The sequence below is a fragment of the Enterobacter sp. MGH 33 genome, from assembly GCF_000534535.1.
Classification (GTDB): Bacteria; Pseudomonadota; Gammaproteobacteria; order Enterobacterales; family Enterobacteriaceae; genus Enterobacter; species Enterobacter hormaechei_C.
This window is the reverse complement of the sequence record NZ_KI973212.1, coordinates 1,577,458-1,600,889: the sequence shown is the minus strand read 5'-3', so window position 1 is coordinate 1,600,889 and position 23,432 is coordinate 1,577,458. Positions and strand designations below refer to the sequence as shown.

Below are 23,432 nucleotides of genomic sequence, written 5' to 3'. Positions count from 1 at the left end.
TGAACCATGGAATTACTGAGAAGGCTTCGTGCCTGGCTGGCTGCGGAAAAACTGGACGGCGTGCTCATCTCTTCGCGCCAGAATAAACAGCCGCACCTGGGCATTTCAACCGGTTCGGGATATGTGCTGGTGACACAAACCGCGGCACATATCCTGGTGGATTTCCGTTACTACAGCGATATCGCTTCACGAGCGGCGGGCTATGAGATGCACCTCCTTAACACGGAGAACCCGTTTGCGCAGGCGGTGAATCAGATTATTGCGAAGGAAGATCTTACCCGTCTTGGCTTTGAGGGTGAATACGTGAGCTGGCAAACAGGCGTGCTGTGGCGCGATACGCTGAATACCACCCTTTGCAGCACCTCGCTCGACGCGCTGCGGCAGATAAAAAGCGCTGACGAAATCGACCGTATCCGTGCAGCATGCGGCATTGCCGACCGCGCCGCACAGCACATCCGGCGTTTCATTCAGCCCGGTATGCGCGAGCGTGAAGTCGCTGCCGAGCTGGAGTGGTTTATGAAGCAGGAGGGTGCGGACAAGCCCTCTTTCGACACCATTGTCGCCAGCGGGCCGCGCGGTGCGCTGCCCCACGGCAAAGCCTCTGACAAAGTGATTATGCCTGGCGAGATGATCACCCTTGATTTCGGCGCCCGACACCAGGGGTATTGCTCGGATATGACAAGGACCTTTCTTGTCGCCGGGCAAAACACGCCGCCGGAGGAGCACCCTCTCTATGCGGTGTACCAGATCGTTCTGGCGGCACAACAGGCGGCCATTGATGCCATCCGCCCCGGCGTTTCCTGTCATCAGATCGATAGCGCCGCACGTTCCGTGATTGAACGTGCAGGTTACGGCCCGCAGTTCGGGCATAACACCGGCCATGCCATTGGTATTGATGTCCATGAAAATCCACGTTTTTCCCCTACCGACCGCACCCCGTTGCAGCCCGGCATGGTGCTGACCGTTGAGCCGGGGATCTACCTTGAACACCAGGGCGGGGTACGAATTGAAGATGTGGTGCTGGTGACGGAAACGGGCGCCGAGGTGCTTTATACCCTCGACAAACGGCTATTGCTGACGGGAGAACAAGAGTGGACAGAGATTTACTGCGCGCCCTGAGCGAAGCAGACGCCATTGCGGCCTCAGAGCAAGAGGTGCGCGACATCCTGCTCAGTGAGGCGCAAAAATACCATAAAGAGGTTCAGTTTGATGGGCTGGGTTCCGTGCTTATCCGCGTCAACCAGAGCCGGGGCCCGAAGGTGATGGTCTGCGCCCATATGGATGAAGTCGGTTTTATGGTGCGTAGCGTCTCGCGCGAAGGGGCCATTGATGTCCTGCCCATCGGCAACGTGCGCATGATGGCCCGTACCCTTCAGCCGGTGCGCATCACCACGCGTAACGGGGAAAAAATACCGGGCCTGCTGGATGGAGATCTGAAAGGAGAAAACGTTGACAATTTACGTGTCGACATTGGCGCGACGTCGGCGGAGGAGGTGTTCGCCGCCGGTATCGACGCAGGCGACCGCGTGACGTTCGATACACCCTTTCAGACCCTTCCCCACAATCGGGTGATGGGTAAAGCCTTCGACGATCGTCTCGGCTGTTACCTGCTGATCGCGCTGCTGCGCGAGCTGCACCAGACGCCGCTCGACTGCGAGCTTTGGCTGGTGGCCAGCTCAAGTGAAGAGGTCGGCCTGCGCGGCGGCCAGACCGCCACGCGCGCCATTCATCCTGATATCGCGCTGGTGCTGGATACCGCCTGCTGGTCAAAAAATTTCGATTATGGCAGCGCCAACCATCGCCAGATCGGTGCGGGCCCGATGCTGGTGCTGTACGACAAAACGCTCATCGCCCCAGCCAAACTGATTGCGCTGGCTGAGACGATCGCGCGCTCGCAAGGGATCCCGCTGCAAAAAGACATGTTCAGCAACGGCGGAACGGACGGCGGGGCGATCCATCTCTCCGGCACTGGCGTGCCGACTCTTGTGCTTGGTCCCCCGACCCGACACGGGCACTGCGCGGCATCCATTGCCGACGAAAAAGACATTCATCACACCCAACAACTGCTTGTCGCGCTTGTGGCATGCATGAACCGTGAGACCGTGGATCATCTGACGGACTTCAGATGCTGATCTCACGCGGTCAGGAGGAAGTATGCTTTCAATTGAATTTTTCTGCCCACTGCCCAACGGCCTGCATGCGCGTCCGGCCTGGGCGTTAAAAGAGCAGTGCAGCGCATGGCGCAGCGACATCCGCTTTATCAACAGACGGCTTAACACTCACGCGGATGCCAAAAGCTCGCTGGCGCTGATCAGTACCGGTACACTGTTTAATGACAGCTGCGTGCTGGAAATTAATGGCAGCGACGAGGAGCAGGCCCGACGCGTGCTGGAGGCGTATCTCACCGGCGCGTTTATCGACAGCGACAGTATTCCCTCCGGCGACGCGCCGCACGTTGCGCATCCCCTGCCCCGCTCGCTTGTAAGGCTTGCTCCCCATCTTCAGCACGGCATTACGCTCGCCAGTGGCATCGGGGCTGGCACTCTGCGAGGCTGGCAGAGCGATAACCTCAAACGTTATTGTCAGATCCCCGCCTCGCCGGAAGATATTACCCGCCTGGAACACAGCCTGGCGACGCTGGCTGAACAGCTCAACCACCGCCTGCGCGGGCTGGACGGCGAGAGTAAAACCATTCTCAGCGCGCATCTTTCGCTGATCCAGGATGAGGAGTTTGGCGGCACCATACGCCGACTGATCGCCGAGGAGCGGCTAAGCCTTGCGGAGGCGATCATTCGTAATATGGAGCTGATCTGCGACAAGCTGTCGCTCTCCGCCAGCGACTACCTGCGTGAACGCGTCAGCGATATTCGCGACATCAGCGAGCAGCTTCTTACCATTACCTGGCCGGAGTTGCAGCAAACCTCCGCATTCACCCTCAGCGCCCCCACTATTCTGGTGGCGGAAGATCTGACGCCCAGCCAGTTTCTCAGCCTCGACACGCAGTACCTGAAAGGCATGGTGCTTGAAAAAACAGGCAGGACGTCGCATACGCTGATACTGGCACGCGCGGCCTCCGTGCCTGTGCTGAGTGGTTTAACGGTCGCCTCGCTGGCGCCGTTGATGGGAAAAGAGGTCATTCTGGACGGCATCTGTAGCGTGCTGGTCGTTGAACCCAACGACGCGGTGAATGATTACTATAGCGTGGCGCAGCGCCTTGCCGACCGACGCCACCAGCAGCAGATCAAAGATGCGGGTCTTCCAGCACTCACCCGCGACAACGTACCGGTAGAGATTGCCGCCAACATCGGCAGCGCGCTGGAAGCGCCCGGGGCGTTTACCTGCGGCGCGCAGGGTATCGGGCTGTTTCGCACTGAAATGCTGTATATGGACAGAGACTCCGCGCCGGACGAGCAGGAGCAATTCGAAGCCTATCAGCAGGTGCTGCTCTCCGCGCAGGGCAAGCCGGTCATCTTTCGCACAATGGACATCGGCGGCGATAAGCAGATCCCTTACCTGAACATTCCCCAGGAAGAAAACCCGTTCCTCGGCTATCGCGCCGTTCGTATTTATCCCGAATTTGCCGATCTCTTCCGCACCCAGCTGCGCGCGATCTTACGCGCAGGCGCCAGCGGCAATGCGCTGTTGATGATCCCGATGGTGCACAGTCTCGATCAGATTTTATGGATCAAACAGGAGCTGCAAAACGTTCGTGACGCCCTGGCCTCACAGGGGTTACGTCACACCGCACACCTGCCGCTGGGGATCATGGTTGAAGTGCCTTCAGTCTGCTTTATCATCGATCACTTCTGCGAAGAGGTGGATTTCTTCAGTATCGGCTCGAACGATATGACTCAGTATCTCTACGCTGTCGATCGCAACAACCCGCGCGTTTCGGGGCTGTATAACCCCATCACACCGTCTTTTTTACGCATGGTTCGCCAGATCGTCACCGCAGCGCATCGTCACGGGAAATGGGTCGGCATTTGCGGGGAACTTGGCGGAGAGCAGCGCTACCTCCCTCTTCTGCTTGGTCTGGGCTTAGATGAGTTCAGCATGAGCGGGCCGCGCATCCCTGCGGTAAAAACCCAGCTGCGTCAGCTGGACATGGCAACCTGCCGGGCGCTGGCGGAAAAGGCCTGCGACAGCCGCAGCGCAGAGGAGATTGAAGCCCTGCTGGCGGATTTCACACCGGAAACGCCGCCGCGTCCATTGCTGGCGCTGGAGACTATCGTGGTCAATGAGCCGCTGACCTCAAAAGAGCAGGTGCTTCAGTTCTTATGCGGAAATCTTGCGATTCATGGCAGGACCGAAAACCCGCTGGAGCTTGAAGAAGATCTCTGGCAGCGCGAAGAGATTGTCACCACCGCCGTCGGGTTTGGCGTGGCGATCCCTCACACCAAATCGCAATGGATACGCCACTCCAGCATCAGCATTGCACGCCTGGACAAGGCGATTGACTGGGAGTCGGATTTGGGCGACGTCGAGCTGGTGATCATGCTGACGCTCGGCGCTCAGGAAGGGATTAATCACGTGAAGGTCTTTTCCCAGCTGGCGCGGAAGCTGGTCAATAAAACGTTTCGCGAGTCGCTGTTTGCAGCAACGACGCCGCAAAGTATCCTGGATCTGCTGAACGCTGAAATCACGTTCTGACTGTCACTGAAAGCGTGCGCGATACTCCCCCGGCGTCAGGCCAAACTGGCGCCGGAACAGACGGCTAAAATAGTCGCTATCGGCATAGCCGCAGCGCTTCGCCACTTCCCCCACCGGCAGGTGGTATTTTTGCAGGATGGTTCTCGCCTTCGCCATACGCACCCAACGAACGTAATCCACAAAACTCATCGTCCCCTGTTGGGAGAACAGGCGTGACAGATGGTTAGCCGAAATATTAAAAAGCGCGGCGACGCTGTCCCGCGACAGGGATTCAGCATAGTTTTCCTGCACCCAGTTACAAATGCTCTGATAGAGGAAATCCCCGCGCGACAGTCCCGGTTCAGGCAGCGACGACACCACTTTCCGGCACCAATGCAGCAGGCTCAGCACCAGCGGTTGAATAATGGCCTGATCCTGCGGGGAAGCGCTCAGGTGCGTCAGGGCCATCAGCATCGCAGCACATTCGCCTCGTTCAGGATGAGGAAGCTCAACGTGTCGCTGCGCAGGCACGGAGCGCCCATGACGGGTATCATGAAACACCAGCCCCAGCCACGACGGCGCAAAAAGAATGCTCAGCAGCATGACCGGTCGTTCAAACACCGGGACGCTGGCGGCCTGGGCGGGAAGAAACAGCATTTCCCCCTGGCAGAGGGTCTGGTGCCCGGTAACCAGTCTGTTGCCATATTCCCCGCGAAGAACGACATCAAGCCGTGGCCAGTCGCGGCTCACGCTTCCGACAGCGTCAGACGCGCCACGTTGAGCAAACCAGACTCGCCCCAGCTGCTGTGGGTTGAGCACCAGGCCGCTCAACAGATCGGCAAAAAACTGCTGATCGGCGGGCAACAGGGTTGCGTGCATATCACCCCCTGCGCGCATCCGGGCGTACCAGATCGAAGCGATGGCTGTCACTGATGGCGTAGTAGGCCGTCGGTCCACCCGCACGCAGAATGGGCTGCGCTTTCGCGGTCTGGTAAATCCCCTCTTCCAGCAAACTCTCGGCGATATGGACGCCCACGACTTCGCCGAGCACCAGCCAGGTATCAATCGGTGTCCCATCCGCGCCGGTAAGCTGAATGCACTGTGACAATCGACACTCGAAATTCACCGGGCTTTCCGCCACGCGCGGCGAGCTCACAAGCTGGCTGGCTACGGGCGTCAGGCCGGCAAAGGTAAATTCATCCTCGCCATGAGGGAGCGTGGCGGAGGTTTCATTCATCGCCTCGGCCAGATCGCGCGTTGCGAGGTTCCAGACAAACTCCCCCGTTTCGGTAATATTCCGCACGCTATCCTTCCAGCCGTTGCTGGAAAAACCAATGATCGGTGGGCGATAGTTAAAGCAGTTAAAGAAGCTGTACGGGGCAAGGTTCAGTTGACCGGCCTTATCACAGGATGAGATCCAGCCAATCGGACGTGGACCGATAATGGCGTTCAGCGGGTCGTGCGGCAGGCCGTGCCCCTGAGATGGTTGGTAAAAGTACATATCGCTCTCTCTACGCTGGGGCTGCAACGCGCATTGCCCGGGTTCAGTCTTTCCAGCGTAACGAAATTTCCGTTCAGCGTGAATCGGGACGCCGGGTTTATTGCCAAAAATTCATATGGCGCATGATTGTGACCTTCATCACTTCAAACTTACGGTTTCAGACAGTATCATCAGATAAGTTAAACCCTCGCTGCCAGACGGCGAGGGTTTTCTTTTGGATTGGTTTCTGCGTTACACGCAGCATTAACGACATGGAGTAAAAATGTCCAGACCTACGATTATCATCAATGAACTCGACGCAGAACGTATTGACCGACTGTTGGAGAAACCAGAATTCGCCTCGCTGCCGGTAGCCGATGCGCTGAACGAAGAGCTCGACCGGGCGCAGATGTGTACGCCTGAGACCATGCCGCATGATGTGGTCACCATGAACAGCCAGGTGAAGTTCCGCAACCTGACCACCGGAGAGGAGCTCACCCGTACGCTGGTCTATCCGGCGCAGATGACCGACAGCAGCACGCAACTGTCGGTGCTGGCACCCGTGGGCGCAGCGCTGCTTGGACTGCGCACGGGCGATACCATCCACTGGGAACTCCCGGGCGGCGCCTCAGCTCACCTGGAAGTGCTTGAGCTGCTCTACCAGCCCGAAGCCGCTGGCGATTACCTGCGTTAATCCCTTCTGAACAAGCGACCCCGCTTTGCACAGAGGATGCACCCGCATCCTCTTTCCGCAAATTCACCCTATTGTGCTATACCGGACAAAAACCGCTTAATCCACGCTTAGTCTGTTGTAGTGCCGTGGGGACGGTCATGGGTGAGATACTTGTTATCACACTGGTTTTTCTCATCATCCTGGCGATCCTCGTCGTGGCGGTGCTGTATCTTGAGCGCCACTGGTGAGTGAGGAACCTCACACAACGCCGCCGGGGAAGGCATTCACCAGTCCCTTCACTTTCTGCTGCGCTGCCTCCGGGGTGTCTGCGCCAGGCACCAGGATCACCTTGCGGCACTCCTCCTCCCGTTTTTCGAAGATCTTATAGGCGCGTTCCGCATCAGCCAGCGGAAGATAGTGGGTCACAATATCTTCTGGGGTAAGCAGCCCTTTTTCGATGAGCGGCAGCAGCTCTCCCAGCCAGGCATGGACGTGGGTCTGCCCCATCTTAAAGCTCAGCCCTTTATCGAAGGCATCGCCAAACAGGAAGCCGTGAATAAAACCGGCGTACACGCCCGGCACGCTGACCACGCCGCCGCGCCGCACCGCAGCAATGCACTGGCGCAGGGCTTTGCCGCTGCTGCCTTCAATTTTCAGGTTACTGAGGATCGTTTCCGTGGTGCTGCCTTTGGCCTCAAACCCGACGGCATCAATCACCGCATCCACCCCTCGCTGTCCGGCCGTTTGCTCAATGATTTTCTCCGCCGCGTCGTTATCGTCATCAAAGTTAATCGGGATCGCGCCGTAGCGCTCCTGGGCAAACCGCAGTCGATAGGGATGATGGTCAACCACGAAAATCTGCTCTGCGCCGAGAAGCCGCGCGCAGGCAATGGTCAGTAACCCCACCGGCCCGGCCCCGAATACGGCGACGCTGGAGCCTTTCTGGATCTGCGCATTTTTTGCCGCCTGCCAGGCGGTAGGCAGAATATCTGACAGGAAAAGCGCTTTGTCGTCAGACAGCAGCTGGGGCACTTTAAACGGCCCCACGTTGCCTTTCGGGACGCGCACATACTCCGCCTGTCCGCCCGGCACGCCGCCGTAAAGATGGCTGTAGCCAAACAGCGCGGCAGGGGCGGGAATTTGCTTTTTGTTCAGCGCCGCGCCCTGCCCGCGGTTCGTGTTTTCGCAGGCCGCGTACTGTTGCATCTGGCAAAAGAAGCAGTCACCGCAGGCAATCACAAACGGGATCACCACCCGGTCACCTTTCTGCACGTTTTTCACTTCGCTCCCGCACTCCACCACCTCGCCCATAAATTCATGACCAAAGATATCGCCGTGCTGGACCTTGGGAATTTTTCCGCGATAAAGATGCAAATCAGAACCACAGATCGCCGTGGCCGTTACGCGCAGGATGATATCGTCAGGCTGTTCGATGCCCGGATCGGGGACATTATCGACCCGAACATGATGTGGACCGTGATAGGTGAGAGCTTTCATGCAACCTCCGAAAGGGTGTGGGTAAGCTTATAAAAGGGTAGCTACCTCTCGGGATCTGCCCCGGAATCCGGCTGTTTTGAGATTTATCCTGGCGAGATAAAAAAGTGCTGTCGGGATTACAGAAACCTTTTATATTTTGTGGTTGAATGATTTCAGCGTTTATAAACAAGGAGAAACGGTTATGTATCAAACAATCATTATGCCGGTTGATGTTTTCGAAATGGAACTGAGTGATAAGGCTGTACGTCACGCGGAATTTCTCGCGCAGCAGGACGGAGTTATTCATCTTCTGCATGTTTTACCGGGCTCTGCCAGCCTGAGCCTGCATCGTTTCGCTGCTGATGTGCGTCGTTTTGAAGAGCATTTACAGCATGAAGCCGAGACACGCCTGCAAACCATGGTCGGGCACTTCAGCATCGATCCTTCCCGCATCAAAACCCACGTCCGGTTCGGTAGCGTGCGCGACGCCGTTAATGAGCTGGCGGGGGAATTAAATGCCGACGTGGTAGTGATTGGTTCACGTAACCCTTCCATCACCACTCACCTGCTGGGGTCGAACGCCTCCAGCGTGATCCGCCACACCCACATTCCGGTGATGGTCGTGAGATAAAAAAAGAGGCCACCTTTTGGTGGCCTCTGGCATTGCAGGTGTCGTCTTGCTTTCTTTTATTATGCGGTTTTGGTGCGGATCAGATAATCAAACGAGCTCAGCGACGCTTTCGCACCTTCGCCAGTGGCGATGATGATCTGTTTGTACGGCACGGTGGTGCAGTCGCCCGCCGCAAATACGCCCTTCACGCTGGTTTCGCATTTCGCATCAATGATGATCTCGCCCATGCGGTTGCGCTCAATCGCGCCTTCCAGCCAGGTGGTGTTTGGCAGCAGGCCAATCTGAACAAAGATCCCTGCCAGCGCCACGCTGTGGATATCGCCACTCACGCGGTCACGGTATTCCAGACCGGTCACTTTGCTGCCGTCGCCTTTCACTTCTGTCGTCTGGGCATTGAGCACAATATCGACGTTATTCAGGCTACGCACCTTATCCTGCAACACCTGGTCCGCTTTCATCTCCGGGGCGAACTCCAGCAGGGTAACGTGTTCAACAATTCCCGCCAGATCGATAGCCGCTTCCACGCCGGAGTTACCGCCGCCGATCACCGCTACGCGTTTACCTTTGAACAACGGGCCGTCACAGTGCGGGCAATAGGTCACGCCTTTGGTGCGGTACTGATCTTCGCCCGGGACGTTCATGTTGCGCCATTTCGCGCCGGTGGCAATGATCACGCTGCGCGCCTTCAGCACCGCGCCGGACGCCGTTTCTATCTGGTGCAAACCACCCTCGACCGCGGCCGGAACCAGTTTGCTGGCGCTCTGGCTGTCAATGACATCCACGTCGTAGTCGCTGACGTGCGCTTTCAACGCCCCGGCCAGCTTCTGGCCTTCGGTTTTCGGCACGGAAATGTAGTTTTCAATGTCAACGGTATCCAGAACCTGACCACCGAAACGCTCGCCCATCAGACCGGTACGGATCCCTTTACGTGCGGAGTAGACCGCTGCCGCCGCGCCCGCCGGGCCGGAGCCAACAATCAGTACGTCGTACGCATCGCGTTGGTTCAACTCTTCCGCCGCACGTTTTTCTGCGCCGGTATCCACTTTGGCGACGATTTCGGTCAAGGTCATACGCCCCTGGCCGAACTCCTGACCATTCAGGTAAACCGCCGGAACGCCCATCACGTTGCGCTCGGTGATTTCGTTCTGGAACGTACCGCCGTCAATCGCCGTGTGCTTAATGCGTGGGTTGAGGACTGACATCAGGTTCAGCGCCTGCACCACGTCCGGACAGTTATGGCAGGAGAGTGAGTAATAGGTTTCAAACTCAAAATCACCGTCGATATCGCGGATCTGCTCCAGCAGCGCCTGCGCTTCTTTTGACGGATGACCACCGGTCCACAGCAGCGCCAGCACCAGGGACGTAAATTCGTGCCCCAGCGGAGAGCCCGCGAAACGCGGCCCCTGGTCAGACCCTGGGTTGGCGATCAGGAAAGAAGGCTTACGGACTGCCAGCGTGTTGTCTTCTTTGAAGGTCACCTTCGGCGACAGCTCAGCAATCTCTGTCAGCAGCGCTTTGATTTCTGCCGATTTCGCGCTGTCGTCCAGCGTGGCAATCAGCTCAACAGGTTTGGTCAGTTTCTCAAGGTAGGCCTTGAGCTGGGTTTTCATGTTAGCGTCGAGCATTATTCTTCCCTCTCTTAAAACGTCATCATGCAAGCCGCCTTATACGGGCTGCCTGAATGCAACTTGCATCATGGTGCTGGAATGAAATGGGCGCGGGGAGCGCCCATTGATTGCCGGGTGGCACTTCGTTTACCCGGCCTACGATACTGTAGGCCTGTGCAAGCGTAGCGCCGCCAGGCTTTACAGACTTAGATCTTGCCGACCAGGTCCAGAGATGGAGCCAGCGTCGCTTCGCCTTCTTTCCATTTCGCCGGGCACACTTCGCCTGGGTGAGAAGCAACGTACTGAGCCGCTTTCACTTTGCGCAGCAGGTCAGATGCATCACGGCCGATACCTTCAGCGGTAACTTCGATAGCCTGGATAATGCCCTGCGGGTCAACAACGAAGGTCGCGCGGTCTGCCAGACCTTCATCTTCACGCATGTTGTCGAAGTTACGGGTCAGGGCGCCAGTCGGGTCGCCGATCATCGCGTATTTGATTTTCGCGATAGTTTCAGAGCTGCTGTGCCACGCTTTGTGGGTGAAGTGGGTATCGGTAGAAACAGAGTAAACGTCTACGCCCAGCTTTTGCAGTTCTTCGTAGTGGTCTGCCACGTCGCCCAGTTCGGTCGGGCAAACGAAGGTGAAGTCAGCCGGATAGAAGAAGAACACGCTCCAGCGGCCTTCGGTATCTTTCTCAGTTACTTCGATGAACTCACCGTTTTTGAACGCCTGGTTTTTGAAAGGTTTAATTTTGGTGTTAATCAAGGACATCTGTACTTCCTCCGTGTTTTCGTTGAGATGTAAGGTAACCAACTTTGTTCATCGGGGCTAATGCGTATGCTTTATCAAATCAATCAGCCAAACCTTACAACAGCAACAAGACAGCAAGGTGAACCTTTTACAGGAAAGCCTGAAAGTAAAAAGGCCGCCTCAACGGGCGGCCCTGATACCTGAATTCCCCGCAGGTACATTCAGTGCCAGCCGAAGCTGGCGTTGCGTTGCGCTCTACATACCTTGTATCAAGGCCGTAACAGCGGTTTGATTACAGCATCCGTGCGCGCATTGAGCAATGCATAAGAGGGATAGTCCTGCCTATGGTTGTGATAGGCAGAATCGAACAGGTCTCAGAAACGTTATAAATTTAATTTCATTATAAATTTCGCGCTATATATAAATGCCAGTTGTCATTCAAATAATTCAATCACACTTTAAAGATAAAATTATCTTAATAAATCTTGAAGTTGTGTTTCAATAATCCAAAGCCGTGATATATTAAGATCACTTAATTTTTAAATTAAGCGAGTTACCCCCACGGATTGTTAAAGGTAACTTCCCTCTGTCGTACTCCATGATGTGATAACGACAGCAAACACAGCACACTCAGGACGAAACATGGCCAACCTCTACGACCTAAAAAAATTCGATCTCAATCTGTTAGTCATCTTCGAATGCATTTACCAACATCTCAGTATCAGTAAGGCTGCCGAGACACTTTATATCACGCCATCCGCCGTGAGCCAGTCGCTGCAACGTCTGCGTGGCCAGCTCAATGACCCCCTGTTCATCCGCTCAGGTAAGGGAATTACGCCGACCACGGTGGGCACCAACCTGCATCATCATCTTGAACAGAATCTCAACCAAATTGAGCAGACGATCAACATGATGCATCACTCGGACATCAAGAAAAAGTTCGTTATCTATTGCTCTCAAATGATGTCGCCCGGCTATATGCTCGAACCAATGAAGCTGCTAATGTCAGAGGAAAATTACGAGATAGAACAACGAGATATGCTTATCTCTCCGGAATCCGCAGAGGACCTGCTCGCCTACCGTAAAGCCGACCTGATCTTTACTATTGCCCCAATTAAGAATCGCTCTGTGGTGTGTTCTCACTTTGCCACGGTGCCAATAGCGTTAATCTGCCGAGAAAACCATCCAAGACTCGCCGATACGGTCAGTCTTGAAGCGTTATACCGGGAAAAATTCACCTTTTACCAGAGTGCGCACCCGGGCGTTAAAGAGTTCCAGAATCGCGCCAATGACCTTTTCCCGGAAAGAGATATTGCTTTTCGCACGGACTCCATCATTTCGCTTATCTCCATGGTCAGTTCATCTGATCTGTTAGGCTTTATACCCGTATCAATCTATGAAGCCTATAAAGAGACGTTAAAAATAAAACGGATCGCCGCCCCATTTGAATTGCCCGAAATACATGTCTATATGCTTTACAGCCGTTCATCGCTGAACAGCAGCGTTTTTTCAACGTTCATTGAGAAAATGCATAAACTCTGTCTTTCCGATCCGTCTGCGTAAAATCATTTATATGATGAATATAAAAATCGCAAACTGAAAAAATGATCCCGTGAAAATAATGAAAAATGATTTCATAATATCGTCTTAATTTTTTCCAGACATTTAACACGCAGGATGCGATTAACCATGTCGATCTATAAAATCCCTTTACAGGAAAATGTTTTAGACGCTTCAGCGGAACGCATAGACTGGACGCTAAACAATTTCTCCAGGGTATGCGTTTCCTTTTCCGGTGGAAAAGATTCTACCGTGATGCTGCATCTCGTTGCCCAGCAAGCACGGCAATTAAAGCGAAAAATAGATGTCATCTTTCTGGACTGGGAAGCGCAATTCTCCTCAACCATTCAGCATGTTGACACGATGAGAACGCTGTATCGGGATGTTATCCATCAGTTCTGGTGGGTAGCGCTTCCGCTCACGACCCAGAACGCCCTGTCACAGTTTCAACCTGAATGGCAGTGCTGGGAACCCGGGACAAACTGGGTTCGCCAGCCACCGGAAGATGCCATTACCGATTATCACTATTTCGATTTTTATCAGCAGGGAATGACGTTTGAAGTCTTCGTGCGAGAGTTTGCCGAATGGTATGCGCAAAAACGTCCTGCCGCCGTCATGGTGGGGATCCGCGCCGATGAATCCTACAACCGCTTTCTGGCTATCGCGTCGGCACGTAAGCAGCGCTTTTCTGACGATAAACCCTGGACGACCGTCGCACCGGGCGGGCACACCTGGTATATCTACCCTCTGTACGACTGGAAAACCGCCGACATCTGGACGTGGTTCGCGAAATCGAAATGTTGCTATAACCCGTTATACGACCTGATGTACAAGGCGGGGGTGCCGCCGCGTTATATGCGCATCTGCGAACCGTTTGGCCCGGAACAGCGTCAGGGCTTGTGGCTCTATCATGTCATTGAACCCGAACGCTGGGCGGCGATGTGTGAGCGTGCCTGCGGGGTGCGCAGCGGCGGTATTTATGCCGGGCACGATAACCATTTTTATGGCCACCGGAAGATCCTGAAACCAGACCATCTTGGCTGGCGCGAATACGCCATGCTGCTACTCGACAGCATGCCGCAAAATACGGCGGAACATTACCGCAATAAAATCGCGGTTTATCTCCACTGGTATCAAAAGCGAGGCATGAACGATATTCCCGATACGCAGGAGGGTGACATTGGTGCAAAAGATATCCCCTCCTGGCGACGCATTTGTAAGGTTTTACTCAACAATGACTATTGGTGCCGGGCACTTTCGTTTAGCCCAAATAAGCCCAAACACTATCAGCGCTACAGCGACAGAGTGAAAGCAAAACGCAAGGAATGGGGGATTTTATGCAACAACGAATAATCACCGAAATGGAAACGTACCTTCAGGCACTTTCTGAGGAAGAGCGAATAGCCGCTATTAATGCGTTTCGTCAGGCATTACATGAAATCAGCCCTTTTCGCGATCAGCCCGTCGATTGCGTATTGTGGATAAAAAAGACAAACATCAGCGCTAACGATTACAACCCAAATAACGTCGCGCCACCGGAAAAGCGGCTGCTCAGCAAGTCACTGGAGCTGGATGGATTCACACAGCCTATCGTGGTGACGGAAAATGCGCCACAGCACTACGAAATTGTCGATGGTTTTCACCGCCATGATATCGGCAGTAACCGGGCGCCCCTGAAGCGCCAGCTTAAGGGTTACCTTCCTGTCACCTGCCTGCGTAAAGCGCGGCAGGAAAAGTTCGACCGCATGGCTGCGACCATTCGCCACAACCGCGCGCGCGGACGCCACCAGATCAACGCCATGTCAGAAATCGTGCGCGAGCTGGTGCTTATGGGCTGGAGTGAGCAGAAAATTGGCCAGGAGTTGGGTATGGATAGCGACGAAGTGCTGCGCCTCAAACAAATCAACGGTCTGCTCGAACTCTTCGCAGACCGTCGTTTTTCTGAAGCCTGGACGGTGAAATAGTCAGAGCGCGTTTAACCGCGCTGCCGCTGCCAGCAGCGTCGATTCCTGCTTCGCAAAGCAAAGCCGGATCAGCTTATGCGGGAAGGGATCGGCGCAGAACACCGACAGCGGAATGGCCGCCACGCCCACCTCTTTCGTCAGCCACTGGCAGAAACTCACGTCGTCCAGATCGGAAATCGCGCTGTAGTCGGCCAGCAGGAAATAGGTCCCTTCACAGGGTAAAATCTCCAGACGGCTTTTGCTCAACGCAGCCACAAACCGATCCCGACGCGCACGGTAGAAATCCGGTAGCTCACGGTAGTGTCCGGGTTCGCTGCGCAGCATATCCGCCAGCGCCAGCTGAGCGGGTGTGTTCACCGCAAACGTCAGATACTGATGCACTTTACGCAGCTCAGCGCTGATGGCGGCGGGCGCCACGCAGTACCCGACCTTCCAGCCGGTCATATGGTAGGTTTTGCCAAATGACGATACCGCGATTGCACGCTCACGAAGCTGCGGATGCGCCAGCACGCTGGCATGCCCCTCTTCGGCAAAGCAGATATGCTCATACACCTCGTCGCTCAGAACATAGATTTCACGTTCGGCGATGGCCTGCCACAGGGCGGCAAAATCGCTCTTCTGCCACACCGTCGCCGATGGGTTGTGCGGCGTATTCAGGATCACCAGCCGGGTTTTATCGCTCAGCAGCGCGGCAAACGCCTGCCAGTCCGGACGAAAATGCGGCGGCTGGAGCGCCACGCGTTTCACTACGCCGCCGGCCAGTTCAATCGCCGGGGCGTAGCTATCGTAGCTCGGGTCAAAACAAATCACCTCATCGCCCGTACGCACCAGGGCGGTTATCGCCGCATACAGCGCTTCGGTCGCCCCTGCGGTTACCGTGATCTCGCTGTTCGCATCAGGTTTATAGCCATACAGCTCAGCCGTTTTATCCGCAATGGCTTCACGCAACGCCTGCACGCCGGTCATCGGCGCGTACTGGTTGGCTCCCTGCGCCACGTGGTACGCCAGACGCTCCTGCAAATATTTCGGCCCGTCAAAATCCGGAAAACCTTGTGAGAGGTTAATGGCGTTGTGCTGCTGCGCCAGGGCGCTCATCTGGGTAAAAATCGTCGTGCCGAGATTTGGAAGTTTACTCTGCGGGATCAACGGGTTATTGCTCATTGTAGTGTGCCTGCCTGTAATACTTATGTTGCTGACACTATAACACGATGTTAGTCTTTGGCAATCAAGACGCTTAGACGTCTAAACGATATAAATATTCCTGACCGAGAGGGTAAAAGGAAATGACAGACAACCTGCAACTCACACACCTGGTCGAGGCCTGCCGCTGGATTGGCGCTAAAGGCTGGGCGCCCGCTACCGGCGGCAATATGTCCGTGCGTCAGGATGAACACCTGTGCTGGCTGAGCGAATCCGGAAAAGATAAAGGCAGCCTGACCACCGCCGATTTTCTACAGGTTGAAATCGCCACCAACCGTGCGCCGTCTGGCCGTAAACCGTCGGCAGAGACCGGGCTGCATACCCTCATCTATCGCCTGTTTCCCGAGGCTAACGCCGTCCTGCACGTTCACACCGTCAATGCCACGGTGCTGTCGCGTCTGGTCAACGAGGCCGAGCTGAAGATCACCGGTTTCGAGATGCAAAAATCCCTTACCGGGCAGACCACGCACCAGGATACGGTGGCCATCCCGGTGTTTGATAACGACCAGGACATCGACGCCCTCGCCTCGCGCATCGCCCATTACGCGCAGGAACGCCCGCTTAATTATGGTTTTCTTCTGCGCGGTCATGGCTTAACCTGCTGGGGACGCGACGTGGCCGAAGCCCGCCGTCATCTGGAAGGTTTAGAATTCTTATTTGAATGCGAAATGCGTTTACGACAATGGGAGAGAGTATGATTCGCGCGATTGTGACGGATATTGAAGGGACCACCAGCGATATCCGTTTTGTCCATGATGTTTTGTTCCCCTACGCGCGTGAGCGGCTGGCGGCCTTCGTGACCGCGCAGCAGTACGCCGAGCCGGTCAAATCGATTCTGGACAACCTGCGCGATGAAATCAGCGCTCCGCATGCCAGCGTCAGCGATCTCATCAACGTACTGTTTACATTTATGGATGAAGACCGCAAATCGACGGCGCTCAAAGCCCTGCAAGGCATCATCTGGCAGGACGGTTACGTCAACGGTGACTTTACCGGACACCTCTATCCTGACGTACTGCCCGCGCTGGAAAAATGGAAGGCGCAAGGGATTGATCTCTATGTTTATTCCTCTGGCTCCGTCACCGCGCAGAAACTGTTATTTGGCTACAGCGACGAAGGTGATATTACTCATCTGTTCAGCGGCTATTTTGATACCCACATTGGCGCCAAGCGCGAGGTGCAGTCTTATCAAAATATTGCGGCGCAAACGGGCATTGCCCCGTCGCAGATCCTGTTTCTGTCGGATATTCATCAGGAGCTGGACGCGGCTGAACAGGCGGGTTTTCGTACCCTGCAACTGATTCGCGGTGAAGATGACGGCGCAAGCCATCATCATCAGATCCACCAGTTTGACGAGATTAATCCGGAGCAGATCCCTTCATGAGCGCATTGACCATTTATTCCGATAAAGACGCCAGTCAGCATCAGTGGCACAGCACCGACGCCGCCGAGATTGCCCAACAGCTGAACGCCAAAGGCGTGCGGTTTGAACGCTGGGCTGCGGATCGCGATTTAGGACACGATCCCGCACCAGAAGCCGTGATCGCGGCCTATCAGCATGCGATCGACAAGCTGGTGGCAGAGAAAGGTTACCAGAGCTGGGACGTGATTAGCCTGCGCGCCGACAATCCGCAGAAAGAGGCGCTGCGCGCGAAGTTTCTGAACGAACACACTCACGGGGAAGACGAAGTGCGCTTTTTCGTGGAAGGGGCGGGATTGTTCTGCCTGCACATCGGCGATGAGGTGTATCAGGTGCTGTGCGAGAAAAACGACCTGATTTCCGTTCCCGCGGGCACGCCGCACTGGTTTGATATGGGCTCAGAGCCGAACTTTACGGCGATTCGTATTTTCGATAACCCGGAGGGTTGGGTCGCACAGTTTACCGGGGATGCGATTGCGGATGCGTATCCACGCCTGGCATGATCTTTTCTCCCTCTCCCTTGTGGGAGAGGGCTGGGGTGAGAGGAAACATACGGCTCTGGTGGTCAGTTCCATATTCAGACATTAATCAAATACTGGCGATAATCCTCTGCACATCAGCGCCAACCAGCCTCGCCAGATGCACAAACTCCACCACGTCTAACCTGCGTTCACCACTTTCCACTTTAGCGATAAACGATTGGGGTTTCCCCAAAGCCTCCGCAAGCTGGGCCTGAGTAATCCCCTTCTCTTTACGAGCTTTCTTCAACGCATTGATAACAAGCTGGTATTCTTCTGAATAAACTGAGGCCATTGTTCCGATTCCATACAAATATCCTGAAATCGAATATCCACCTATTGCCTTTTTATCCCAAAACAGGTTAATTGAGTGCGTAACGCAAACCTGTAAGGAGTAAAGAATGCAACGTCAAAACTGGCATCCTGCCGATATTGTTGCGGCATTAAAGAAACAAGGAACAAGCCTGGCAGCGTTGTCACGCAAGGCCGGCCTTTCTTCATCCACATTAGCAAATACACTCTCGCGCCCGTGGCCAAAGGGCGAATTGATTATCGCTCAGGCGTTGAACATTCCACCGGATGTGATATGGCCGGAAAGATATTTTGGTAAAAATGGTGAACGCATATTCCGTCAGATGAGAGCGACCAGGAAAAAAACGTGTCTTTGACATGAACAGCGTTTTCCCCCCTTCGGGGAAGCCCATCAGTTCATGCTGCTCACGAATTTCCCTTTCGCTACCTCGTCCGGCGTGACCACGCCTGTATCCAGCACCCAGCCGCTAATCAGCGAGGCGGGGGTGACGTCAAACGCCGGGTTGTAGACTTGCGCGTTTTCCGGCGCCCACTGCACCACGCCAAAGCTCCCCGCCACGCCCGTCACTTCACTGGCCGCGCGCTGCTCAATCGGGATTGCGTCACCGTTCGGGCAGTCCGGGTCGAGGGTCGTTTGCGGGGCAGCGACGTAGAACGGAATGCCGTGAAACTTCGCCAGCACCGCCAGGGAATAGGTGCCGATTTTGTTCGCCACGTCGCCGTTGGCGGCAATGCGGTCTGCACCCACCCACACGGCGTCCACCTGCCCTTTTGCCATCAGGCTGGCGGCCATGGAGTCGGTAATCAGCTGATACGGTACGCCCAGCTCGCCGAGTTCCCACGCGGTCAGCCTGCCGCCCTGCAATAGCGGACGGGTTTCATCCACCCAGACGTTGCTTACCTTGCCTTCCTGATGCGCGCGGGCAATCACCCCCAGCGCGGTACCGACGCCCGCCGTCGCCAGCCCGCCGGTGTTGCAGTGGGTCAGCAGACGGCTGCCGCGCTTCACCAGCGCGCTGCCCGCACTGGCAATAGCGTCACAGAGCCGTTTGTCTTCGTCAATCAGCCGCAGCGCTTCAGCCACCAGCGCCGGAACATAATCTTCCTGCCACAGCGCCAGCTTCATGCGGTCGAGATTGTTCATCAGGTTCACCGCCGTCGGGCGGGAGGCGCGCAGGGTTTCCAGCGCCACCGCCAGCTCGTCGCGGCTTTTGCCGCTTTCCGCTAACAGCGCCAGCAACAGGCTTGCAGAGAGGCCAATCAGCGGCGCGCCGCGCACCCGCAGGGCGTGGATGTGCCCGACCAGCGCCTCGACCGTCGAGGCATCCAGCCAGCGTTTCTCCTGTGGAAGCGCCTGCTGGTCGAGAATAAAGAGCTGATTATCCGCCACCCACAGGCTGGTCGTCTGTAATGTCTGCATGTCGTTAATTCCCTGTTGCGTTGTTGTAGCACATTGTGTCAGGATGAAATCCAGATGTATAGACGTCTACATGTCTTAATTAGCAAAACTGAGGAGCAGGCCATGTCGCAATACCGTACCTTTACCGCTCAGGACGCCGTGGAGTATGCCAGGCAGTTTGGCGGACTTGACGATCCTTCATCGCTGGTAGAGGCGCAGGAAATCGGCGACGGCAACCTCAACCTGGTCTTTAAAATTTTCGACCGCGCGGGCGTGAGCCGCATCGTCGTTAAGCAGGCGCTGCCCTATGTACGCTGCGTCGGCGAATCCTGGCCGCTGACGCTGGATCGTGCCCGTCTTGAAGCGCAAACCCTGGTCGAGCATTACCAGCACAGCCCGCAGCACACGGTGAAAATCCACCACTTTGACCCGGAACTGGCGGTGATGGTGATGGAAGATCTCTCCAGTCATCGCATCTGGCGCGGAGAGCTGATTAACAACATTTACTACCCTCAGGCGGCGCGTCAGCTGGGGGAATATCTGGCTCACACCCTGTTCCACACCAGCGATTTTTATCTGCATCCGCACGATAAAAAAGCGCAGGTAGCGAAATTCATCAACCCGGAGATGTGCGAGATCACCGAAGATCTGTTCTTTAACGATCCGTACCAGATCCACGCGCGCAACAGCTACCCGGCCGAGCTGGAAAACGATGTTGCCGCCCTGCGCGACGACGCCCAGCTTAAAATCGCCGTGGCCTCCCTCAAGCACCGCTTTTTCTCGCACGCCGAAGCCCTGCTGCACGGAGACATTCACAGCGGTTCGATTTTTGTGGCCGACGGCAGCCTGAAGGCCATCGACGCTGAGTTCGGCTATTTTGGGCCGATTGGCTTTGACGTTGGCACCGCCATCGGCAACCTGCTGCTGAACTTCTGCGGCCTGCCTGGGCACCTCGGCATTCGCGATGCCGCCGCCGCGCGCGAGCAGCGCCTGAACGATATTCAGGAACTGTGGAACACCTTCGCGGAGCGCTTCCAGGCGCTGGCAAACGAGAAAGCCCGCGACGCCGCACTCAGCGCGCCGGGCTATGCCTCCGCGTTCCTGAAAAAGGTCTGGCATGACGCCATCGGGTTCTGCGGCACCGAGCTGATTCGCCGCAGCGTCGGGCTTTCACACGTGGCGGATATCGACACCATCCAGGATGAAGCCATGCGCCACGAATGCCTCCGCCATGCAATATCCCTCGGTAAAGCGCTGATTGTCATTGCCGACCGCATCGACAGCGCGGAAGAGCTGGTGGCGAGAGTGCGGCAGTACAGTTGAGAACGTTTGCCCGGTGGCACTGCGCTTACCGGGCCTACGGGTGCAAAATGTAGGCCGGGTAAGGCGAAGCTGCCACCCGGCAAAAACTCACCCCAGATACTCAATCACCGACATCCCGCCGTTATAGTCCGTGCTGTAAATAATCCCCTGCGCATCCACAAATACGTCACACGACTGGATCACCTGCGGGCGGTTGGGCCGCGTATCCATCATCCTCTCCGGCGCCGCGGGCACCAGCGCTCCCGTTTCTACCGGGCGATACGGATTGGAAATGTCATACGCGCGCACGCCCGCGTTCTGATAAGTCGCAAAAATTAGCGTTGAGCTGACGAAGCTCCCCGGCCGGTTTTCGTGCAGGTTGTGCGGGCCGAAATGCGCCCCTTTCGCCACGTAGTCAGTTTCATCCGGCTGCGGGAAGGTGGCAATACTTACCGGATTCGACGGCTCGCGGATATCAAACAGCCAGATCAGCTTTTCGCCGTCCTGCTGGTTATCCAGCACCGCCTCGTCCAGTACCACCAGCAGGTCGCGATCCGGCAGCGGCAGCGCGGTGTGCGTCCCACCGCCAAACGGCGGGCTCCAGTTGCGATGGCTAATCAGCTTCGGCTGCGCGCGGTCCTTCACGTCCAGCAGCGTCAGGCCGCCGTCGCGCCAGCTGCCATACGCGGTGTCGCCGGCAATAATCGCATGGTGCAGCGCGTAGCGTTTGCCTTCCGGCCAGCTCGGCTTCACACCTTCGGCCTGGTTCATCCCGGGCAGCCACCAGCGCCCCGCGACTTCAGGCTTACGCGGGTCCGCAAGATCGATGGTCAGAAAGATGTAATCGGTAAAGCCGTCGATCAGCGCTGAAACGTAGGCCCAGCGGCCGCCGACGTACCAGATGCGGTGAATGCCGATGCCACTCAGCGACAGAAAGCCGATTTCGCGTGGCCTGTCCGGCGTGGAGATATCAAAGACGCGAAGCCCGGCGCTCCAGCCTTTATCCTGCACGTCGCTGACGGTCTCCCCCACCTGGCGGGTGTAGTAGACCTTCTCATCGGCAAAACGCGCATCGGCAAACAGATCCCGGGCGTTAATCACCAGCAGCAAATCGTCGTGCGCCTGGAGGTGTACGTTCCAGGTACCCGGCGGCGCGGGCACGTAACCTGCGGCTTTTGGTTTTTTCGGATCGCGCACGTCGACAATGGAAAAGCCCTGCGACACCATATGACCGATATAGGCGAAACCACGGTGCACCATCAGCTGTACACCGTCCGGACGACCGCCCTGGTCGCTATGGCCAATCAGCCGCATATTGCGGCTGTATTCGGGAGGGGGTAATTGAGACACCTTATGCTCCTTACGCCCGGTGGCGCTACGCTTACCGGGCCTACGGGTGCGAAATGTAGGCCGGGTAAGGCGCAGCCGCCACCCGGCTTGGTTTACTTGTTTTTAGCGGCAAGCGTCGCAAACCACGGCGCGATAAAATCTTCCGTCTGGCCCCAGCCTGGAATGATTTTCCCCAGAGACGCCACGTTCACCGCGCCCGGCTGGGCGGTCAGCAGCGCCTGCGGAATAGCCGCCGCCTTGAAATCGTAGGTGGCAGGCGTCGCTTCTCCGGCAATCTTATTGGCGATCAGGCGTACGTTGGTCGCGCCAATCAGCTTCGGATCTACCGCCACGCTCACCTTCCACGGGCTACCCGGCTCGCGCATCAGCTGGAGATCCTGGTTGGAGATGTCGATGCTGTAGAGCTTGATCTCGGTGCGGCCGTTCTCTTTCAGCGCCTTATACGCGCCCTGACTGAAGGCATCCCAGGTCCCCCAGATGGCGTCGATTTTACCTTTCGGGTATTTCGCGAGGATCGCCCCCACCTTGTTGGCGGTGTCGCCCTGCACGTCAGAGGAGACCGCGCCGATGGACTCCAGCTCTTTAATCTCCGGATACTGCTTTTGCAGTTCTTTGTAGGCCGCCTGACGGCGCTCCATCGGCGGGAAGCCCGCGACCCACAGCTTGACGATATTGGCCTTGCCGTTGAAATCTTTCGCCAGTTGACCAAAAGAGAGGTTGGTCAGGGAGGCATCGTCCTGCTGGGTAACGGTTACGCCCGGGATCTCGCCGTTCACGGCGGTATCAAACACCGAAACTTTAATCCCGGCATCCACCGCCTTCTTTACCAGCGCGGTGGAGTACGGATCGCGCCCCTGAGAGAGAATAATCCCGTCGTATTTCTGGCTGATGGCCTGGTTCACGAAATCCTGGAATCTGGCGTCGTCCCCGTTACTTAAAAACGTGCTGACCTTAAAGCCGAGCTTTTTCCCTTCCTGAATCGCCCCAGCAACAAACTGCGTGGTGTTGTCGTCCGAGCCCAGGTTGCGGATCACCGCAATGCGAATGGGGCCGTCATGGCTGGCAATGGCGGCCGGAACCGGCGCGGGGGTAGCCGCCAGGCCCGGCAAAGAAGTGAGTAATCCAAGAGCTACCAAAGAGAGCGCAATCTTTTTCATTTATT

24 protein-coding genes are annotated in these 23,432 nt (G+C 56.2%); 14 read left to right on the top strand and 10 right to left on the bottom strand.

The window, feature by feature from the left end; genetic code table 11:
• Positions 1 to 6 precede the first annotated feature (6 nt).
• The 3 genes from ypdF to ptsP are packed head-to-tail and all read left to right on the top strand — an operon-like array spanning position 7 to position 4,650.
• The gene (gene ypdF, locus L379_RS16345; protein WP_032652951.1) at positions 7 to 1,119 is read left to right on the top strand and encodes an aminopeptidase; all 1,113 of its coding nucleotides are present in this window, start codon (positions 7 to 9) and stop codon (positions 1,117 to 1,119) included.
• Positions 1,092 to 2,132, top strand: coding sequence for an aminopeptidase (gene ypdE, locus L379_RS16350; RefSeq protein WP_032652949.1), 1,041 nt, complete (start codon positions 1,092 to 1,094; stop codon positions 2,130 to 2,132). The genes ypdF and ypdE overlap by 28 nt, the downstream gene beginning before the upstream one ends.
• A gap of 22 nt (positions 2,133 to 2,154) precedes the next feature.
• Positions 2,155 to 4,650, top strand: a complete 2,496-nt coding sequence (gene ptsP, locus L379_RS16355) for a phosphoenolpyruvate--protein phosphotransferase (protein WP_032652947.1) — start codon at positions 2,155 to 2,157, stop codon at positions 4,648 to 4,650.
• Positions 4,651 to 4,653: 3 nt separating this feature from the next.
• On the opposite strand, the gene L379_RS16360 is transcribed toward ptsP, so the two are convergent.
• Positions 4,654 to 5,508: a helix-turn-helix domain-containing protein gene (locus L379_RS16360; RefSeq protein WP_032647671.1), complete on the bottom strand. Its 855-nt coding sequence runs from the start codon at positions 5,506 to 5,508 to the stop codon at positions 4,654 to 4,656.
• A 1-nt stretch (position 5,509) separates the two neighbouring features.
• Positions 5,510 to 6,130, bottom strand: a complete 621-nt coding sequence (locus tag L379_RS16365; RefSeq protein WP_003858756.1) for a flavin reductase family protein — start codon at positions 6,128 to 6,130, stop codon at positions 5,510 to 5,512.
• Between the two features lie 262 nt (positions 6,131 to 6,392).
• Here L379_RS16365 and rnk point away from each other — a divergent pair, with 262 nt between their 5' ends.
• Together rnk and yldA are read left to right on the top strand one after the other, a co-directional pair.
• Entirely contained in the window at positions 6,393 to 6,803 is a 411-nt protein-coding gene (rnk, locus tag L379_RS16370) for a nucleoside diphosphate kinase regulator (protein WP_006809650.1), read from the top strand.
• 137 nt (positions 6,804 to 6,940) lie between these two features.
• Positions 6,941 to 7,030 (top strand): small membrane protein YldA, encoded by a 90-nt coding sequence (gene yldA, locus L379_RS26400; protein ID WP_015571155.1) that lies wholly within the window; start codon positions 6,941 to 6,943, stop codon positions 7,028 to 7,030.
• A 10-nt stretch (positions 7,031 to 7,040) separates the two neighbouring features.
• On the opposite strand, the gene L379_RS16375 is transcribed toward yldA, so the two are convergent.
• Complete coding sequence (locus L379_RS16375) at positions 7,041 to 8,279, bottom strand: zinc-dependent alcohol dehydrogenase (RefSeq protein ID WP_015571156.1); 1,239 nt, start codon at positions 8,277 to 8,279, stop codon at positions 7,041 to 7,043.
• 181 nt (positions 8,280 to 8,460) lie between these two features.
• On the opposite strand from L379_RS16375, the gene uspG reads away from it, so the two are divergent.
• On the top strand, positions 8,461 to 8,889 hold the full coding sequence (gene uspG / locus L379_RS16380) for a universal stress protein UspG (protein WP_006809652.1): 429 nt from the start codon (positions 8,461 to 8,463) through the stop codon (positions 8,887 to 8,889).
• 59 nt (positions 8,890 to 8,948) lie between these two features.
• Here the strand turns inward: uspG and ahpF are convergent, their stop codons facing one another.
• Together ahpF and ahpC are read right to left on the bottom strand one after the other, a co-directional pair.
• On the bottom strand, positions 8,949 to 10,514 hold the full coding sequence (ahpF, locus tag L379_RS16385) for an alkyl hydroperoxide reductase subunit F (RefSeq protein ID WP_017382489.1): 1,566 nt from the start codon (positions 10,512 to 10,514) through the stop codon (positions 8,949 to 8,951).
• A 188-nt stretch (positions 10,515 to 10,702) separates the two neighbouring features.
• Positions 10,703 to 11,266 (bottom strand): alkyl hydroperoxide reductase subunit C, encoded by a 564-nt coding sequence (gene ahpC, locus L379_RS16390; RefSeq protein ID WP_014882974.1) that lies wholly within the window; start codon positions 11,264 to 11,266, stop codon positions 10,703 to 10,705.
• Between the two features lie 621 nt (positions 11,267 to 11,887).
• Here ahpC and L379_RS16395 point away from each other — a divergent pair.
• From L379_RS16395 to L379_RS16405, 3 genes are all read left to right on the top strand, one after another.
• Positions 11,888 to 12,808, top strand: a complete 921-nt coding sequence (locus L379_RS16395; RefSeq protein WP_032652946.1) for a DNA-binding transcriptional repressor CitR — start codon at positions 11,888 to 11,890, stop codon at positions 12,806 to 12,808.
• 126 nt (positions 12,809 to 12,934) lie between these two features.
• A complete protein-coding gene (locus L379_RS16400) occupies positions 12,935 to 14,158 on the top strand; it encodes a phosphoadenosine phosphosulfate reductase (RefSeq protein ID WP_017382491.1) in 1,224 nt (407 codons plus the stop codon).
• Positions 14,143 to 14,769 (top strand): IbrB-like domain-containing protein, encoded by a 627-nt coding sequence (locus L379_RS16405; protein ID WP_017382492.1) that lies wholly within the window; start codon positions 14,143 to 14,145, stop codon positions 14,767 to 14,769. The genes L379_RS16400 and L379_RS16405 overlap by 16 nt, the downstream gene beginning before the upstream one ends.
• Here the strand turns inward: L379_RS16405 and L379_RS16410 are convergent, their stop codons facing one another.
• Positions 14,770 to 15,930: a pyridoxal phosphate-dependent aminotransferase gene (locus L379_RS16410; protein ID WP_032652943.1), complete on the bottom strand. Its 1,161-nt coding sequence runs from the start codon at positions 15,928 to 15,930 to the stop codon at positions 14,770 to 14,772. It lies immediately after the preceding gene.
• A 122-nt stretch (positions 15,931 to 16,052) separates the two neighbouring features.
• Here L379_RS16410 and L379_RS16415 point away from each other — a divergent pair, with 122 nt between their 5' ends.
• The 3 genes from L379_RS16415 to L379_RS16425 are packed head-to-tail and all read left to right on the top strand — an operon-like array spanning position 16,053 to position 17,892.
• Positions 16,053 to 16,667 (top strand): methylthioribulose 1-phosphate dehydratase, encoded by a 615-nt coding sequence (locus L379_RS16415; RefSeq protein WP_017382494.1) that lies wholly within the window; start codon positions 16,053 to 16,055, stop codon positions 16,665 to 16,667.
• Complete coding sequence (gene mtnC, locus L379_RS16420; RefSeq protein WP_032647663.1) at positions 16,664 to 17,353, top strand: acireductone synthase; 690 nt, start codon at positions 16,664 to 16,666, stop codon at positions 17,351 to 17,353. Before L379_RS16415 ends, mtnC begins: the two co-directional genes overlap by 4 nt.
• Positions 17,350 to 17,892: a 1,2-dihydroxy-3-keto-5-methylthiopentene dioxygenase gene (locus L379_RS16425; RefSeq protein ID WP_023315605.1), complete on the top strand. Its 543-nt coding sequence runs from the start codon at positions 17,350 to 17,352 to the stop codon at positions 17,890 to 17,892. Before mtnC ends, L379_RS16425 begins: the two co-directional genes overlap by 4 nt.
• 85 nt (positions 17,893 to 17,977) lie before the next feature.
• Here L379_RS16425 and L379_RS16430 read toward each other — a convergent pair whose 3' ends face one another.
• Positions 17,978 to 18,202 carry a helix-turn-helix transcriptional regulator gene (locus L379_RS16430; RefSeq protein ID WP_032652941.1) on the bottom strand — a complete coding sequence of 75 codons (225 nt, stop codon included), beginning with the start codon at positions 18,200 to 18,202 and terminating at the stop codon, positions 17,978 to 17,980.
• A 106-nt stretch (positions 18,203 to 18,308) separates the two neighbouring features.
• On the opposite strand from L379_RS16430, the gene L379_RS16435 reads away from it, so the two are divergent.
• Complete coding sequence (locus L379_RS16435; RefSeq protein ID WP_032652939.1) at positions 18,309 to 18,575, top strand: helix-turn-helix domain-containing protein; 267 nt, start codon at positions 18,309 to 18,311, stop codon at positions 18,573 to 18,575.
• Between the two features lie 35 nt (positions 18,576 to 18,610).
• On the opposite strand, the gene mtnA is transcribed toward L379_RS16435, so the two are convergent.
• The gene (gene mtnA / locus L379_RS16440; RefSeq protein WP_032652938.1) at positions 18,611 to 19,639 is read right to left on the bottom strand and encodes an S-methyl-5-thioribose-1-phosphate isomerase; all 1,029 of its coding nucleotides are present in this window, start codon (positions 19,637 to 19,639) and stop codon (positions 18,611 to 18,613) included.
• A 102-nt stretch (positions 19,640 to 19,741) separates the two neighbouring features.
• Here mtnA and mtnK point away from each other — a divergent pair, with 102 nt between their 5' ends.
• A complete protein-coding gene (gene mtnK / locus L379_RS16445) occupies positions 19,742 to 20,941 on the top strand; it encodes an S-methyl-5-thioribose kinase (protein ID WP_032103099.1) in 1,200 nt (399 codons plus the stop codon).
• A gap of 87 nt (positions 20,942 to 21,028) precedes the next feature.
• Here mtnK and L379_RS16450 read toward each other — a convergent pair whose 3' ends face one another.
• Positions 21,029 to 22,270, bottom strand: a complete 1,242-nt coding sequence (locus tag L379_RS16450; protein ID WP_032652936.1) for an LVIVD repeat-containing protein — start codon at positions 22,268 to 22,270, stop codon at positions 21,029 to 21,031.
• A gap of 92 nt (positions 22,271 to 22,362) precedes the next feature.
• Positions 22,363 to 23,427 carry a sugar ABC transporter substrate-binding protein gene (locus L379_RS16455; protein WP_015571167.1) on the bottom strand — a complete coding sequence of 355 codons (1,065 nt, stop codon included), beginning with the start codon at positions 23,425 to 23,427 and terminating at the stop codon, positions 22,363 to 22,365.
• Between the last annotated feature and the right edge of the window lie 5 nt (positions 23,428 to 23,432).